Origin of the sequence: Paenibacillus sp. F4 (genome assembly GCF_002894905.1) — a bacterium.
GTDB lineage: Bacteria > Bacillota > Bacilli > Paenibacillales > Paenibacillaceae > Paenibacillus > Paenibacillus polymyxa_B.
On the sequence record NZ_POVS01000013.1, the window covers coordinates 38,483 to 54,643 of the forward strand.

Here is a 16,161-nt window from a genome sequence, read left to right on the forward strand (position 1 = left end):
AAGTAGGTTTTCTATTGCTCCTGTGACCATTGCAGCATGCCGCCAGTCATGTTAGTACAGCCTTCATAACCTAGCTGCTGTAAATATTCGCAGGCTCGTTCACTGCGGTAACCGCTCCGGCAAATAAAGATAATTTCACCGGTGCGTTCAATTTCTTCAAGACGACCCGGAAGCTGTCCGAGCGGAATGTGCTTGGCACCTTCAATCATGCCTTCCGCTACTTCTTCCGCTTCGCGGACGTCGATTAATTGCAATTGCTCTCCTGCTTGCAGACGTGCGCGCAACTCAGAAGGTTCAATCAGGGCGATTTGCGTCATGGCCGGACCTCTTTTCTGATATATAATGGGTGATACGTATGTTTTTGACGTGTGCAAAATGTCACACACACTCTATGTATGATAGCTAAGCTATCTCTAGGCTGTCAATCCGCTTAATCCTAAAGGCAGGTATAGATTAATTAACCGACGGAATTCAACTCGGAGACCTAGATTATTATTTCTTATTTTTTTGGGTGGAGAAATGAATGCTACAACTTGTATAATTAACGTAAAATAGGATGGTTTGAACCGAAAAGGAGCATGTACATTATGGATGTTATCGTTAGACCTACCCCTTCCTTGCAAGGAGAGATTGGGGCCCTGTCCTCCAAAAACTACACTACTCGTTATCTGCTCACTGCGGCACTTGCTGAGGGACAAAGTACCATTTATTATCCAGCCCATAGTGAAGACAGTGATGCTATGCGTCGTTGTATCGCCGATCTGGGTGCAGTACTGGAAGAGGATGATGAAAAAATAGTTATTACAGGTTTTGGTAGCCATCCTCAAGCTGTGAAGGAATTGAATGTGGGAAACGCAGGAGCGGTGCTCCGTTTTTTGATGGGTATTGCATCTCTATGTCCAGATGTCACATTTGTTAATACATATCCCGACTCATTGGGCAAGAGACCACATGATGATTTAATCGATGCACTGGGGCAACTGGGCGTGAAAGTAGATCATCGTGAAGGTAAGTTGCCAATTCGTATTCAGGGTGGTCAGGCGAAAGGCGGTAAAATTCAGGTGTCCGGCTCGGTTAGCTCACAATATTTGAGCGCCCTGCTATTCCTTACGCCTTTACTGGAGGAAGACAGTGAAATCAAAGTGCTGCATGATTTGAAATCTAAGGTGGTCATTGGGCAGACCCTGGAGGTATTGCAAGAGGCTGGTATTATCATTCATGCAAGCGATGATTACATGTCTTTCCGTGTCCCGGGGCGGCAATCCTATCAGCCACGTACGTATACGGTACAGGGAGACTATCCAGGGAGTGCAGCGGTGCTGGCGGCGGCTGCAGTAACGAATTCCGATGTTACCATCCATCGTCTTAAAGAGCAGAGTAAACAGGGAGAACGTGCTATCGTAGATGTGCTGCGTATGATGGAAGTGCCACTGACACATGAGAACGATACCGTCGTTGTGAAGGGCAATGGCCGATTGAAAGCTGTCGAGTTTGACGGTGATGCTGCCACAGACGCTGTGCTTGCAATGGTGGCTGCGGCTGTATTTGCTGAAGGCACATCCCGTTTTTATAACGTGGAGAATTTACGGTATAAGGAATGTGACCGCATTACCGATTATTTGAATGAGCTGACCAAGGCTGGAGCTCGGGTAGAAGAACGCCAAGCGGAAATTATTGTACATGGCAGACCGGAAGGTGTCGAAGGTGGCGTGGAAATTAACGCGCATTTTGATCACCGTGTTATTATGGCCTTGACGATTGTAGGTTTGCGCGCACAGAAGCCGCTAGTAATCAAGGATGCACATCATGTCGCCAAATCGTATCCGCAGTATTTTGACCATCTAACGACGCTTGGTGCTTCTGTAGAATGGGTAAAATAAAAACAAACGAAGATGCGAATAGGAGGGAACAGAATGGCTTTTGAAAATCCGTCGAGAGAAGAGATTAAAAGCATTTTGGAACAAGTAGGCAATATTGCGGTTGTTGGTTTGTCTGATAAATCGGACCGTACCTCATACATGGTTTCTTATGCCATGCAGAAGCGGGGATACCGGATTATTCCGGTTAATCCTGCGGCGGCAGGTCAAACGATTCTTGGGGAGACTTGTTATGCCAGTCTTGCTGAAGTACCTGAGCCTGTGGAGCTGGTCAATGTATTCCGCCGCAGTGAATACTGTGCAGAGGTTGCGAGTGAAGCAGCTGCTATTGGAGCTAAGATTTTGTGGCTTCAACAGGGAATTATAAGCCAGGAAGCCGCTGACATTGCGCAGGAGCATGGAATGACGGTTATTATGGATCGTTGCATTAAGGTGGAGGACTCAGTGACCCAGGCTGTACGTAAAGGATAAACATGGATCAGTGATCCGTGCTATATGCAGATGAATAAAAACCTTCTTCCCTTGCTTCACAGGGGTGAAGGTTTTTGGTGCGAAATGAGGAATATGGTACAGTATATTATACTTTCAGAAAACCATATAATGTATGTATGCCTTGATGATGAAATTGGTCTAAACGGATTGATAGTGTTGTCTTTTGTGATGATAAAGTTTTTGACCTGTAGTAGCGTAAATAAATATTTTGGCAGATGGAATCATTGCTTTGACAAAAGTATTTATTCGGCTTACCATCAGGGATAGAAAGGAGAGGAATGCCATGAATTGGCTCGGATCCTTACAACAGCTCGGTCGTGCTGTCATGCTCCCGACGATGGTGCTACCAGCCGCTGCAATATTGCTAAGTCTCGGCAGCCTTCCTTGGTCCACATGGGGATTCCCTATGGTGTCTGATATGGCAAATGCGGCGGGACATGGGATTTTTTATTTTTTGCCATATTTATTTGCGGTTGGTGTTGCACTGGGGATGTCGAATCAGGCAGGTCAGGCGGGACTGGCAGCATTGGCTGGTATGGCTATATACGATCAGGTCACATTGAGATTTGGAAACGGACTCATTCAACCGGCGACGCTCATTGGTATCATTTTGGGGGTCATTTCAGGGGTGGCCTATAATCGCTTCAAAAGCATCAAATTGCCCGAGGTGCTTCAGTTTTTTGGGGGTACCCGATTTGTTCTGCTGCTTATTGGCCTCTTCTCGGCTGTGTTTGCAGGACTCATGCTAATTATTGCCCCACTCATACAGAGAGGGCTGCAATTTATAGTAGGTCTGGAATCGAGCTTGGGCGGCTTTGGACTGTTTATCTACGGTATTCTATACCGGTTGCTGGCGGCCTTTGGTCTGCACCATCTGCTTAATAATATTTTTTGGTTTCAACTAGGTACATATAAAACGCCGTCTGGCAACGTTGTGCAGGGAGATTTACCCCGGTTTTTTGCTGGCGATCCGACAGCGGGCTATTTCATGTCCGGGTTGTTTCCCATTATGATGTTTGCGATCCCTGCCATTGCGCTGGCGATCATTCAGGAAGCGCGTGAAGATTTGAAGCCAAAGGTGCAAAAAACCTTTTTGACGGCTGCGCTTGTCTGCTTTTTTACTGGAGTGTCGGAACAGATCGAGTTCGCCTTTTTGTTTGCGGCACCTTATTTGTTCCTCGTTCATGCGGTTATGTCTGGGCTGGCCATGTGGCTTACCTTTGAGCTGGATATTCATCACGGATTTTCCTATTCGGCGGGCTTTATAGATTATGTCCTTAATTTTCATCTATCACATAACGCCTGGTTGTTAATTCCAGTGGGAGTGGCGTACGGGCTTGTGTATTATGTACTGTTTCGATGGGCTATCCGGCGCTTCCGTATTCCAACTCCCGGGCGCGAGGAAGGTTCGGTTCTGGAGGATTGGGCCGGCAATATTCCTTATAGTGCTCCGCTTATTTTGGAAGCACTCGGCGGGAAGGAAAATATTGTGCAGGTAGAGGCCTGCATCACACGTTTGCGGCTGACCGTCCACAATGACAAGCTGATTGATACCGGAGCGATGAAGGCTTTGGGATCGGCCGGTCTTATCAATCTGGGTGGGGGTAATTTGCAGGTTGTATTCGGAACGTATTCAGAACTGATTCGTGAGGAAATCGCGAAGCTGATGGAGCGTGATCTCCCTCAAATTTTGTTCAACGCTCCTGTACATGGAAAAATGCTACCGATTCATGAAGTGCCTGACAAAATTTTTGCGACGAAGCTGGTCGGGGACGGTGTTGCTTTTGTTCCTGAACGCGGTGAACTTGTGTCTCCAGTCTATGGTACTGTGATGCACTTGTATCCGACTATGCACGCTTTAGGCATCTCCACACGAGAGGGACTTGAGGTTCTGCTCCATATAGGGATTGATACTTCACAGCTAAAAGGGAATTTTACTGCTATGGTAGAAGCAGGCGATACGGTGGAACCGGGGCAATTGCTGATCAAATTTGATTTGCAGGCGCTGCGAGAGCAAGCTCCATCGCTGGTGACTCCTATGGTCATCACGAATCCGGATCGCGTCAAGTCGTGGAGCTTTGCTCCGTTTAAAACAGTGAAAAAAGGTCAGGCCTCGGTAATGTCCGTTGTGCTGCATGACAGGAATGTTGGAGGGGTAGAAACATGATAGAAGGCATCGGCGCCGCAGCAGGTGTGGCAATCGGGAAGGCATTTGTCCTGCCGAGCTGGGAGTGGGATTTACCTGATCAAAAAATGGATGCTGTAGATCTTGCAAAGGAATTTGAACGTTTGTATGAAGGGATACGCACATCCAAAAGTGAAATCCAGTTTATTAAGGATGAGTTTCGAGAGATGGTGGGGCCAGAGGAATCCAGCATCTTTGATGCTCATCTTGCAATATTGGAAGATCCGGAATTCATGAATGAAATTCGCGGAATTATTGAGCGTCAGTACAAGGCGGCCGAGGTGGCCGTGAAGGAAGCCATTGATCATTTTGTGACAATGTTTGATTTACTGGATGATGAATATATGAAGGAGCGGGCAATCGATATCAAAGATGTGGGGAACCGACTGCTCAAGCATTTGCTGGGTGCACCGGAAGTGACTCTTCCCAAGGACACACAGCCCTATATTCTGGTAGCCAAGGAGCTCTCACCCTCCCAATCGGCACACTTGAATCCTAGCTATGTTTTAGGGATTGTAACTATGAATGGTGGTAAAACATCGCATTCTGCGATCATGGCCCGCGCACTTGGTATTCCACTTGTTTCAGGACTGGAGAGCAATCTGAATTTGCCCGTTCAAACGGGAGATATGATGGTTGTGGACGGAGACCTGGGCAAAGTTTATGTGAATCCGGAAAAAACGATAACTGATCATTATAAAATTTTGCGCGACGAGCAGCGACGCAGAAAAGAGCAGCTTCAGGTACTTGCTTCTGTAGATGCCGTGACCAAAGATGGAACCACTCTGAGGCTGGCGGCCAATATTAGTTCGATTAAAGAGCTGGAGGCAGCTTTGAAGCATGGCGCTCAAGGTGTAGGACTGTTCCGCACGGAATTTTTATACATGGATCGCAAATCTGCTCCAGATGAAGAGGAGCAGTATGAAGTATATCGGCTGATAGCGGAAAAGGCAGGAAACCACTCCGTAGTCATCCGTACCTTGGATATCGGTGGAGATAAGCCGTTGGACTATCTTCAACTACCAGAGGAAGAAAACCCTTTTCTAGGTTACCGTGCTATACGGATCAGTCTAGATTGGGAGGAATTGTTTAAAACCCAGTTGACTGCAATTTTGAGAGCCAGTGCAACGGGAAATATCAAGGTAATGTATCCGATGATCTCATCCGTGGAGGAGGTCCGCCAGGCAGATGCTCTTTTGAAAGAGGCTATGGCGGATTTGGATGCAAGAGGGCTTGCCTATAATCCGAACATTCAGCGAGGTATTATGATTGAGGTACCGGCTGCAGCGATGATCGCTGATCTATTGGCAGCTGAAACAGATTTTTTTAGTATCGGAACGAATGATCTGGTTCAGTATGTGCTGGCTGTAGACCGTATGAATGAGCAGATTGCACATATGTACCATCCATACCATCCAGCTGTACTTCGAATGCTGCGCATGACTGCACAAGCGGCACATCAAGCAGGAATTGATGTGAGTGTATGTGGTGAGATGGCTGGAGATGAACGGTCCGTTCCTCTTTGGCTGGAACTGGGGATACATCAACTCAGCATGTCTCCCCAATCTTTATTGCGGGTCAAGCATCGTGTGCTGAATACGACTGCATCTGAGGCAACGACAGTCGCTCAGGTTTGCTTTGGCATGTCCACTGGTGCAGCGATCGAAGACAAGCTCACTGCAGCTAATGTCAGCTGCACTCCGGCCGGGCCTGGACGGCAGTAATATGTAATGTCTGCATACATCTTCAGGAGGAGCCAGAACTCCTTACTGTTAGGCTTGTCGTAGCAAACCTTAATGGCGTAGCATGGTTTAAACGAAAAAGAACCATCAAAACCACTTTATTCATGGTTTTGATGGTTCTTTTTTTCATCTTGTTGACAGCCTCTTGTGGTTACGGAAAATTCATAATTAGCAATTATCCTGATTCCATTAGATTGGGTTATTCAAGTCCTGAGTGTCAGGACTTATTCTCTTATTTCCGGGTGTTATCTGCTAACAAATCGCAGAACGCTTTTCCGTAAGGTGGAAGATCAGGCGGCCGACGAGCAGATACAATATGTCCATCCGTTACAACTGCCTCATCCTTCCAAATAGCTCCTGCATTCTCCATATCATCACGAATACCTGGTGTGGAGGTTACCGTAACACCATCCAAAATTTTAGCAGAGATCAGTACCCAGCCTGCATGGCAGATTTGTCCAATCGGCTTATGAGCAGCATGAAACTCCTGTACGAGTTGAATTACTTTGGGATAGCGGCGCAGTTTATCAGGTGCCCAACCGCCAGGGACGAGAATCCCGTCATAATCACTACTATTCAGTTCCTCAAAGGCATATTCCGTTTCCGCAGGTACGCCATATTTTCCAATATATTTTTTACCCTTTTCCGCACCGGCTAAATGCACTTCTGCGCCTTCTTCACGAACACGGTAAATCGGATACCACAGCTCCAGATCCTCGAATTCCTCATCCACTAGGGCGATAACCTTTTTTCCGGCAAGTCTTGACATCCAACCATCCTTTCGTGCGTCACATGATGACACCTCTGTTTTGTAATCTGTACTTTTACATCTTAAGAAAAAGAACGCCCGAAGTCCATTCCTTTGCAGATTCTTACGTTAGTAGTCTGCTCTTCGACAGCAATTGTCGTCATTTTCTGACCCGCCAAAGCTTTGGTAATTTGTTCATAGCTGCAATCTGTGGAAGGATTTGAGGTCCCAAAGTCGAAATAAAACAAGGTATGATAGATTTAATGGAGTTAACAAATATTTATTAGACTAGTAGATAGATATATTTGGATTCTGATGAGATCCTCGTATAGTTTGATCCTACGTAATGAGGTGGTTAAATGCATAAGCAATGTCAATGTGGCAAACCGATGGGACTGGAACTGCGAAAGGTAATCTATGCGGGCAAGGTTGAAATTTTGCACGTCCCTGTATTCTCATGCTCTTCATGCTTTTCCAGTGAGGTTTTGCAGCATGTGACGAAGGACATTAAGGCACTATTACAAAGTCTAGGGAGCAAACCTACGGCACGGAGAATATCTTTTGCTCGCAATAATGAACTGGCAGAAATCATTCGCAAGCTTGTACTGGAGGAAGCGGACAAACCCAATGTGGATTGGCAATCTGCTTTGGAGGAGCGCATGGAGCTTCGAATTAATCTCTTACTGGATCTTTATCGCTATGCGAGAAGTCTGGGAGACGAGGATTGGATGAATGATGTAGAGAAAAAATTGGTTCAATTATCCGGTTTTACCAGTGAATCGGTATTTACGAATACAAAAAACTAAAAAATATGAAAATTTTCATGGTCACCATTGGATTTTACATGTTCTTTTTGTTACGATGAGAACAGGCCATACGACAAGACACAGAAAGGAATGTATATCCAATGGCGACGATGACAAAAATGACTACTGTTCAACAATTAAATACGGCTCTGGAAGCGTCATCAGACAAGCCGTTGCTTCTCTTTAAACATAGCACACGTTGTCCAATAAGTGCAGGCGCATATCAGGAAGTGGAGTCCTATTTGCATGGCGCTCCCAACGAAAATATTGAATACGGTATCATTTATGTAGTAGAAGATCGGCCGGTGTCTAATGAAACCGCGGACAGGCTCCAGGTGAAGCATGAATCCCCGCAGGCCATTTTAATCAAGGACGGAGAGGCTGTTTGGCATACATCCCATTCGAATATTACAGCCCGTGCACTCCACGATCATCTCACATAGATAGAATGTGTGCTGTCGTTGCATAAAGTAGTATTTTGTCGTATCATGGTTCTAATTAGTTGATCTAGGATTCGGTTGAAAATTTATTGGCAATGGAGAGAAGGAATGTGACGGTAACGATCTATGATGTAGCTCGCGAAGCTGGTGTCTCAATGGCCACAGTGTCCCGCGTAGTTAACAATAATCCTAATGTGAAACCTCAGACCCGCAAGAAAGTGTACGAAGCGATTGAACAATTGGGATATCGTCCAAATGCGGTCGCTAGAGGTCTGGCCAGCAAGAAGACAACGACCGTCGGCGTGGTTATACCGGATATATCGAACTCAATTTTTGCAGAAATTGCGCGCGGTATTGAGGATATAGCGAATATGTATCACTATAATATTATTTTGTGTAATGCCGACAAACGAAAAGAAAAAGAGATTCGTGTCATCAACACATTGCTTGAAAAGCAAGTGGATGGTCTTCTGTTCATGGGTGGTACAGTAACGGACGAGCATATTCAGGCGTTCCATACAGCTGCGGTCCCTATTGTTCTATGTGCAACGAGTGATGAAAAAGGAAGCTATCCTTCGGTCGATATCGACCATGAAGCCGCTGCTTATGATGCAGTGAACACGTTGATCCGCCATGGACACCGTCAAATCGCAATGATCAGTGGTACGCTTCAAGACCCTGCAAACGGCTATGCACGTTTCCAAGGTTACAAGAGAGCACTGGAAACAGCCGGAATTGATTATCAAGAGGATCTCGTGCGAATCGGGAACTACCGTTATGAATCCGGTGTCGAAGCAATGAAATATTTTCTCGGCTTGAAGAAGAAGCCAAGTGCGATTTTTGCTGCTACGGATGAAATGGCAATTGGTGCGATCCACAGTATTCAGGATGAGGGATTGAAAGTTCCTGATGATTTTTCGGTAATCAGTGTTGACAATATTCGTATGGCCTCTATGGTTCGTCCTCAGCTGACAACCGTTGCGCAACCGATGTACGATTTGGGTGCGGTAGCGATGCGTTTGCTGACCAAGCTGATGAAAAAGGAAAACGTGGAGAACCCTCGCGTTATTTTGCCGCATGAAACTATTTTGCGGTTGTCAGTTAATTATTTAGACTAGACGCAGTGCTGAATAGGATATACCTTCGATGAAAGCTCCTTTGATGGAGCTTTTTTCGCGGATATAAAGCTTCTTATGGACATCATCATCAAACCAAGAATAGAGGGATGCGTAATGAGCCGACTTTACGGATTAATGGGTGCTATGGATGAAGAAATTGAATTGCTGCTGGCAGCGATGACGGAAGCGAGCAAGACGGTCAAGGCTGGAATCACGTACACTACAGGAATCATTCACGGGCAAAGAGTCGTTGTCTGCAAATCCGGTGTAGGCAAGGTTAATGCTGCGGTAACAACACAAATCCTGATTGATCATTTTGGTGTAGAACAGATTATATTTACGGGAGTGGCAGGGGCAGTTCATCCCGATTTAAACATTGGGGATATTGTCATCTCATCAACATGTATGCAGCATGATATGGATGTAACACCTTTGGGTTATGCCAGAGGGGTCATTCCTTATCAGGACACCTCAGAGTTTGTGGCTGATCCCGAGCTTGTAAGTCTAGCTGAGCAAGCCTGCAAATCGTTTGGCGATCGGTATATTGTCGGGAAGGTACTTTCTGGCGATCAATTTGTTGCAAATCGTGAGTTAGTGACTGCATTGCATCAGGAAATGGATGGTGCTTGTACCGAAATGGAGGGTGCAGCTGTGGCTCAGACAGCTCATATGAACGCTGTGCCTTATGTTGTCCTACGGTCTATGTCAGATAAGGCTGATGGATCGGCTCACGTTAATTATGCTGAATTTACGGTAGAAGCTTCACATCGTTCGCATCGTATTGTGGAGTTCATGCTCAAGCATTTGGGCTAATGGTATAATTTTTTAATACATGAATCTTCGGACAAACCGGATATGGTCAAACTGCTCCTGTGATGCGAGGGGCACATCCTTTCCCATTCGTACCATCAGACAGTTAGCAGGATGTGAGCATATTTCAGGATCATCCGTGGCGTACCAGACCATATCTACAGTTTTCATCAGACGTTCCATCATGCGGCGGTATTCCCATACGGAGAGACCGCTGCCTTTTAAATCCCAATGCCAATAGTATTCGGTCGTAAAAATAATATAGGATTCAAGCTGACCGTCCTCAAAGGCAATCCGAATCATTCGGCTACCTAGGCCCAGACCACGATAGTCATCGGCTACCTCAACAGCTCCAAGTTCTAGTAAATCCTTCATGCCAGCTTCCGACCAGCGTTCCATCTCATCTGGGTAATGAAAAGTAACGTAACCCAGAATGGTTTCCCCGTTGTGGGCAACGATAATTCTCCCTTCTGGCAGTTCCGAAATATCCACTAACGCGTCGAACTGTTCCTTTGGTTTGCGAAAGGCATCTAATTGCTTGTGCATTTGAAATGAACGCAGTTGATCCGCGGATACGGGGCCTTCTACATAGATTGTGTGTCCGTTATGATCCAGCGTATCCAAGTGGTACAGTTTTAAATGCTGCATGCGTACGCCCTCCTTGTTCGCCATAAGCTCGTTCCTCATATCCCCTACTTATAGCAAAAAAACAATTAAATGAAAAGGATGGTCGTCACATCCTGACCTATGATATACTGTTTTAGACATAAAATGTTCACAATTTAAATCAATCAGTAAACCAAAGGACTTCATCTGCTTTATTGATTTTGTAAGCGTTATCTTGTTCCGTGTGATTCTCATTAATCCATTGTGAGGAGGCTGAACGCATGAAGATTGAAGAACTCCAGACTGTAGTTCCCACATCCAACATGGGCCTGTATGAACAAGCTTACAACAACTTTCAGTGGGAAGATGCAGAGCGTCATTTTACGTGGTATGAAACAGGCAAGGTAAATATGGCACATGAAGCCATTGATCGACATGTACAGGAAGGACGAGGTGAGAAAGCGGCACTATTGTATTGTGACGCAAACCGTCATGAAACCTACACCTTCTCTCAGCTTCGTGCTAGCTCTAACAGGTTCGGAAATGTGCTGCGGAAATACGGTATTGGTAAAGGGGAGCGGGTGTTTATTTTCATGCCGCGTTCACCCGAGCTGGTTATTAGTTTACTTGGTGTTCTAAAGGTAGGGGCTGTTGTCGGTCCATTGTTTGAGGCGTTTATGGAAACTGCGGTTAAGGATCGATTGGAGGATAGTGGGGCAGTGGCATTAGTGACCACACCTGCGCTTCTGTCACGGGTAAAACGTGAGGAGCTTCCTGAACTGCGGCATATTTTTGTGGTTGGTGATATGGATGCACGCGAGCAGGGAATTATCGATTTTGAGACAGAAATGCTTATATCCTCAGAGGAACTTGAGCCAGAATGGTTGAATCGTGAAGATGGATTAATTATTCACTATACATCAGGCTCAACAGGCAAGCCCAAAGGCGTGTATCATGTGCAAAATGCAATGATTCAGCATTACTATACTGGGAAAATGGTGCTGGATTTGCGTGAAGATGATGTGTATTGGTGTACTGCTGATCCTGGCTGGGTCACGGGAACATCATACGGTATTTTTGCTCCATGGCTAAATGGAGCGACGAACGTCATTCGTGGGGGGCGTTTCAGCCCGGAAGACTGGTACCGCACGATTGAGCGTCACGAAGTGACCATATGGTATAGTGCTCCTACAGCTTTTCGAATGCTGATGAGCGCAGGGGAGCAGGTTGTTTCCAAATATGATCTCAGCAGTCTTCGGCATGTATTATCCGTCGGGGAACCGCTGAATCCAGAAGTGGTGCGATGGGGATGGCAAGTGTATACACAGCGCATTCATGATACTTGGTGGATGACAGAAACAGGAGCACAGTTGATCTGTAATTACCCTGAGCTGCCGATTAAGCCGGGTTCGATGGGAAAGCCACTCCCAGGTATTCAGGCTGCTATTTTGGACGACAGAGGGCAGGTGTTGCCTCCTAACCGGATGGGCCACTTGGCGATCCGTACACCATGGCCATCCATGATGAATCGTATATGGAACAATCCGAACAAGTTTCAGGAATATTTCCGCTTTCCCGGTTGGTATGTATCGGGTGATTCAGCTTACATGGATGAGGACGGATATTTCTGGTTTCAGGGTAGGATTGATGATGTCATTAACTCCTCCGGGGAGCGTATCGGCCCTTTTGAGGTGGAGAGCAAGCTTCTGGAGCATCCTGCTGTAGCGGAAGCCGGAGTCATTGGAAAACCAGATACCGTGCGGGGAGAGATTATCAAAGCTTTTGTTGCACTGCGTGAAGGCTATGCACCGTCTGAAGCTTTACAGCAGGACATCTATCGCTTCGTTAAGGAAGGGCTGTCTGCTCATGCTGCTCCACGCGAAATTGAATTTAAGGAAAAGTTACCCAAAACCCGTTCCGGTAAAATTATGAGACGCGTGTTGAAAGCCTGGGAGCTTAACCTTCCTACTGGTGACTTATCCACCATAGAGGATTGAAGTGCTGTGCATATTAGAATTAAAAAAGGGAGTCTCCAAAGCCTTAATGGCTAAGGGGACTCCCTTTTTGTTAGGGTGAATCTCATCTTCACCCAACCTATCACTTTCTGCTTTTGTCTTCAGTTATGGACGGACGGCTCCGGAAGGAGCCGATTCCCCCATTGCATTCATGGAAGTGACACGGAACCAGCCTTTTGGCTTTTTTCCCGACTTATATTCAAAGCTGGTAGATGCGGTAGAGCCTATGTTTGTAAAAGGCTCCGCACCGCTTTCGCTGTAATACACGTTATAGCCTGTAATAGCGTCCGCAGACTTACCTGCGCTCCATTGGAGCGCTACGGATGAGCCTGCGGCTTTAGCTTGAGGCTGTCCAGGGGCAGTAGGAACCTCTGTAGGCTGCACACCTGTTCCATCTCCCTCGCCCGGAACATCTGGAGACTCAGAATCTGCAGGTGGCACCACAGGTTCTGCGCTTGCTTTCGTGCTTGGCCCGGACTCATGGCCGCCTACATCAACGGCAGTCACGTAGTAGCTGGAGCTGCTGCCTCCAGGGCTGTCAGAGAACACCTTGGAGCCGTCAGCCATAACGACCTTGCCAAGCCGTTGGAAGCTACCCCCATCTGTAGAACGATATAAACGGTATCCTACGACGTCGCTATTTCCGCTTGGGCTAAAGCTGATGATGGCTTTGCCGTCACTATAGCTTACGTTGACGCTAGATGGAGCGTTAGGGGCTGCTCCATCGTCCTTGCGTGGATCAATCTGAGTAGGAGCTTCCTTATCTGCATCCTGAGGCAGATAGTAGGACAACGAATTATGCCGTCTCATCACCTTAAAGGCTTGCTGAAGCTCTTTAATCAATTCTGAGATTGACTTTTCCCGTTTCCTAACGGTCCGTTCATATAACATATCATCCGGTGTACCATCGCGTGGAATATAATTCACACCTTGGTAGGTAATATATTTCGCACGGCTCACACCATTTTCACTGTTTTTAGGTGGATACTTACTGTTATAAATGTCCGAACCATACGCGGATGCTGTACGGCTTACAATGCCGTCAGGTCTCTTGAAGCTGTCCGTTTGGAACAGCTGAGCATCTTTAGCTGTTACTTCATTCATGATTAGAGCCCATAAGCGACGAGCCCGCTCTTTTTGGACTTTCGTTTCAAGCTTATTGACAGGTTGCTTGTAACCAACCCATACACCCAGCGTGACGTCAGGCGTAAAGCCCTCGAACCAAACATCAGTGTAGGATTGCGTAGTGCCTGTCTTGCCGGCAATCGGGATCTTGCCGGATTGATCAAAGTTCCGTTTCACCAGTCTGCCTGTGCCTTCCGACACGGCTGTACGCAACATATCTGTCATCAGGTAGGCGGTTTGCGGTGAGAAGGCCTGCACAGGATTAGGCTGATGCTTATATACAATATTGCCTTGCGAATCCACAATCTTTTCGATCATATAGGCGTCATTAAACACACCGCCATTTGGAATGGCTCCATATGCATTCGTGAGCTCTTCGACGGTCACTCCGTGGGCCAAGCCGCCAAGTACACCCGTTTGGGCGTTGTTATCACTGGATTCCAAGGTGGTAATACCCAGTTTTTTAGCAAAAGCCCAAGCATTGCTAATCCCTACTTTTTCGTTAAACAGCTTGAGTGCTATCGTATTTAGCGATTGATTCAGTGCATAACGCGCCGTGACCAATCCTTGATAGCGGTTGTTAGCATTTTTCGGAATGTGATATCCATTACTGCCATCTTTCAAAATAATAGGGGCATCATCCACGATACTACCAGGCTGCACAAGACCGCTGTCCAATGCAGGGAGATAGGCAGCAATCGGTTTCATTGCCGAACCCGGCTGACGTACCATCTGGGTGGCATAATTCATCTGCTCCTTTTGGAAGTCCCGACCTTCCATCATTCCAAGAATGGCGCCTGTTTTATGCTGAATCAGAATAGCCGCTGCTTGTTCGTCACCCTTGGTTTTACTAGTGGCAGAGAAGTTGTTTTTATTTTCTGCAATTTGACGCATAGATTTGTATACGCTCTTATCAATGGTGGTGTACACCATATAACCACCTGTGCGAAGCTGCTGTTCGGCTTCTTTGAGTAAATCGTTATCATCCTTGGTCTTGGCATCTGCACTGGCATTAGCTGCTTGACCCGGATTGGTGACAGACATGAGTGCCTGCGCAGCCTGTCGTTCTGTTTCCATCATAAGGTATGGATAGGTGTTATAAGCTTTAACAGTGCGTGGTGCGAGAGATTTTTTGATATCAAAAGCCATCGCTTCATCATACTGTGCTTTATTGATTTTGTTCTCCTCCAGCATTCGACTGAGCACCAGGTGCTGGCGGTTGATGGCTCTTTTAAAGCCAGCTTCATTAAACTCACCCTTACCGTTGTAAGCAGAATAAGAAGAAGGAAGCTGTGGCAAACCTGCCAGATAGGCGGCCTGGGCTACATTAATCTCGTTCAGATCATTCTCATTAAAAATACCTTTGGCCGCTGCTTTAATGCCAAAGACGTTGTAACCGCTTGAACCATTACCAAAAGGTACTTTATTGAGATAGGCCGTAATAATTTGTTGCTTGCTTAGGAAGCGCTCAAGGCGCAGAGCCAGCAAAATTTCTTTGACCTTGCGGTCATCCGTGCGATCGAGATTTAGAAAGACACGACGCGCAAGCTGTTGGGTGAGGGTACTACCCCCGGTTTGTACGGATTCATGCAGTGCCTTTTGCTTCACAGCACGCAGCGTTCCCGACAGATCGACACCTTTATGCTCGTAAAAATGATTATCTTCAATGGCAATGACTGCGTCAATGACGAGTTGTGGAATCTCCTTAAACGTGACAGGTCTTCGATCTTCTTCTGTCCGGAGTTGTCCGATGGGAGAGCCATCATTGAAATAAGCGAAGCCTGTGATTGCATTCTTATCTACTTCCTGTAGGATCATGGATCTGGAACGCACGGGTTCGCTTTTTACAATAGAAGCAACATAGCCAGCGGCGGCCCCTCCTGCAAATAGTGCCCCCATAAAACCGATGATGACGACCCACTTTATGACACGGCCGAGCCTTCGCATGGTTGTCCGCAAGCGGGAAGGCTTTGGCTCTGATACATTGTTTTTTTCTTCAACCATTAAGTCTTCCTCCTTTATAACAGCCATTATTATAGCATAAAATTACAAAATGAACCCATATGCTAAAAAGCCTGTCTTTTGGTGTCGTTGACTACATAAAAGCAGTGTGTTATAAATAGGTCAAAGTAAATATCGTGAAAAGCAGAGAAAGACTTCAGTAGAAGGCGGATTCACGTTGTACAGAGAGCCGATG

Annotated in this window: 13 protein-coding genes and 1 other annotated feature (1 of these 14 running past the window's edge); of the genes, 9 read left to right on the forward strand and 4 right to left on the reverse strand. The window is 46.4% G+C overall.

Annotation, left to right across the window (positions count from 1 at the left end):
* Window positions 1-11: 11 nt before the first annotated feature.
* Window positions 12-317 (reverse strand): rhodanese-like domain-containing protein, encoded by a 306-nt coding sequence (locus C1T21_RS13355; RefSeq protein ID WP_010345522.1) that lies wholly within the window; start codon window positions 315-317, stop codon window positions 12-14.
* A gap of 270 nt (window positions 318-587) precedes the next feature.
* On the opposite strand from C1T21_RS13355, the gene aroA reads away from it, so the two are divergent.
* The 4 genes from aroA to ptsP all read left to right on the forward strand — a co-directional run bounded on the left by aroA (window position 588) and on the right by ptsP (window position 6,278).
* Window positions 588-1,880, forward strand: a complete 1,293-nt coding sequence (aroA, locus tag C1T21_RS13360) for a 3-phosphoshikimate 1-carboxyvinyltransferase (RefSeq protein WP_103048618.1) — start codon at window positions 588-590, stop codon at window positions 1,878-1,880.
* A gap of 33 nt (window positions 1,881-1,913) precedes the next feature.
* A complete protein-coding gene (locus C1T21_RS13365; RefSeq protein ID WP_103048619.1) occupies window positions 1,914-2,348 on the forward strand; it encodes a CoA-binding protein in 435 nt (144 codons plus the stop codon).
* Window positions 2,349-2,652: 304 nt separating this feature from the next.
* Window positions 2,653-4,536, forward strand: coding sequence for a glucose PTS transporter subunit IIA (locus tag C1T21_RS13370; RefSeq protein WP_103048620.1), 1,884 nt, complete (start codon window positions 2,653-2,655; stop codon window positions 4,534-4,536).
* The gene (gene ptsP / locus C1T21_RS13375) at window positions 4,533-6,278 is read left to right on the forward strand and encodes a phosphoenolpyruvate--protein phosphotransferase (protein WP_103048621.1); all 1,746 of its coding nucleotides are present in this window, start codon (window positions 4,533-4,535) and stop codon (window positions 6,276-6,278) included. Before C1T21_RS13370 ends, ptsP begins: the two co-directional genes overlap by 4 nt.
* 250 nt (window positions 6,279-6,528) lie before the next feature.
* Here the strand turns inward: ptsP and C1T21_RS13380 are convergent, their stop codons facing one another.
* Complete coding sequence (locus C1T21_RS13380; protein ID WP_103048622.1) at window positions 6,529-7,065, reverse strand: type 1 glutamine amidotransferase domain-containing protein; 537 nt, start codon at window positions 7,063-7,065, stop codon at window positions 6,529-6,531.
* Window positions 7,066-7,403: 338 nt separating this feature from the next.
* Between C1T21_RS13380 and C1T21_RS13385 the strand changes: the two genes are divergently transcribed.
* From C1T21_RS13385 to C1T21_RS13400, 4 genes are all read left to right on the forward strand, one after another.
* The gene (locus C1T21_RS13385) at window positions 7,404-7,850 is read left to right on the forward strand and encodes a hypothetical protein (RefSeq protein ID WP_103048623.1); all 447 of its coding nucleotides are present in this window, start codon (window positions 7,404-7,406) and stop codon (window positions 7,848-7,850) included.
* 101 nt (window positions 7,851-7,951) lie between these two features.
* Window positions 7,952-8,293 (forward strand): bacillithiol system redox-active protein YtxJ, encoded by a 342-nt coding sequence (ytxJ, locus tag C1T21_RS13390; RefSeq protein ID WP_061828995.1) that lies wholly within the window; start codon window positions 7,952-7,954, stop codon window positions 8,291-8,293.
* Window positions 8,294-8,400: 107 nt separating this feature from the next.
* Window positions 8,401-9,408, forward strand: a complete 1,008-nt coding sequence (ccpA, locus tag C1T21_RS13395) for a catabolite control protein A (RefSeq protein ID WP_061828996.1) — start codon at window positions 8,401-8,403, stop codon at window positions 9,406-9,408.
* Between the two features lie 114 nt (window positions 9,409-9,522).
* Window positions 9,523-10,221 (forward strand): 5'-methylthioadenosine/adenosylhomocysteine nucleosidase, encoded by a 699-nt coding sequence (locus C1T21_RS13400; RefSeq protein WP_025724019.1) that lies wholly within the window; start codon window positions 9,523-9,525, stop codon window positions 10,219-10,221.
* Window positions 10,222-10,233: 12 nt separating this feature from the next.
* Here the strand turns inward: C1T21_RS13400 and C1T21_RS13405 are convergent, their stop codons facing one another.
* Window positions 10,234-10,866, reverse strand: a complete 633-nt coding sequence (locus tag C1T21_RS13405; RefSeq protein ID WP_103048624.1) for a GNAT family N-acetyltransferase — start codon at window positions 10,864-10,866, stop codon at window positions 10,234-10,236.
* 239 nt (window positions 10,867-11,105) lie between these two features.
* Here C1T21_RS13405 and acsA point away from each other — a divergent pair, with 239 nt between their 5' ends.
* Window positions 11,106-12,821, forward strand: a complete 1,716-nt coding sequence (acsA, locus tag C1T21_RS13410) for an acetate--CoA ligase (RefSeq protein WP_103048625.1) — start codon at window positions 11,106-11,108, stop codon at window positions 12,819-12,821.
* A gap of 123 nt (window positions 12,822-12,944) precedes the next feature.
* Here acsA and C1T21_RS13415 read toward each other — a convergent pair whose 3' ends face one another.
* A complete protein-coding gene (locus tag C1T21_RS13415; protein WP_103048626.1) occupies window positions 12,945-15,968 on the reverse strand; it encodes a penicillin-binding protein 1A in 3,024 nt (1,007 codons plus the stop codon).
* Window positions 15,969-16,103: 135 nt separating this feature from the next.
* Window positions 16,104-16,161: a binding site (T-box leader), on the forward strand; it runs 209 nt beyond the window's last position.

Bases quoted from the DNA above. Each gene is read 5' to 3' on its own strand.
- C1T21_RS13355 (WP_010345522.1), bottom strand. From the start codon at position 317: ATGACGCAAATCGCCCTGATTGAACCTTCTGAGTTGCGCGCACGTCTG.
- aroA (WP_103048618.1), top strand. From the start codon at position 588: ATGGATGTTATCGTTAGACCTACCCCTTCCTTGCAAGGAGAGATTGGG.
- C1T21_RS13365 (WP_103048619.1), top strand. From the start codon at position 1,914: ATGGCTTTTGAAAATCCGTCGAGAGAAGAGATTAAAAGCATTTTGGAA.
- C1T21_RS13370 (WP_103048620.1), top strand. From the start codon at position 2,653: ATGAATTGGCTCGGATCCTTACAACAGCTCGGTCGTGCTGTCATGCTC.
- ptsP (WP_103048621.1), top strand. From the start codon at position 4,533: ATGATAGAAGGCATCGGCGCCGCAGCAGGTGTGGCAATCGGGAAGGCA.
- C1T21_RS13380 (WP_103048622.1), bottom strand. From the start codon at position 7,065: ATGTCAAGACTTGCCGGAAAAAAGGTTATCGCCCTAGTGGATGAGGAA.
- C1T21_RS13385 (WP_103048623.1), top strand. From the start codon at position 7,404: ATGCATAAGCAATGTCAATGTGGCAAACCGATGGGACTGGAACTGCGA.
- ytxJ (WP_061828995.1), top strand. From the start codon at position 7,952: ATGGCGACGATGACAAAAATGACTACTGTTCAACAATTAAATACGGCT.
- C1T21_RS13400 (WP_025724019.1), top strand. From the start codon at position 9,523: ATGAGCCGACTTTACGGATTAATGGGTGCTATGGATGAAGAAATTGAA.
- C1T21_RS13405 (WP_103048624.1), bottom strand. From the start codon at position 10,866: ATGCAGCATTTAAAACTGTACCACTTGGATACGCTGGATCATAACGGA.
- acsA (WP_103048625.1), top strand. From the start codon at position 11,106: ATGAAGATTGAAGAACTCCAGACTGTAGTTCCCACATCCAACATGGGC.
- C1T21_RS13415 (WP_103048626.1), bottom strand. From the start codon at position 15,968: ATGGTTGAAGAAAAAAACAATGTATCAGAGCCAAAGCCTTCCCGCTTG.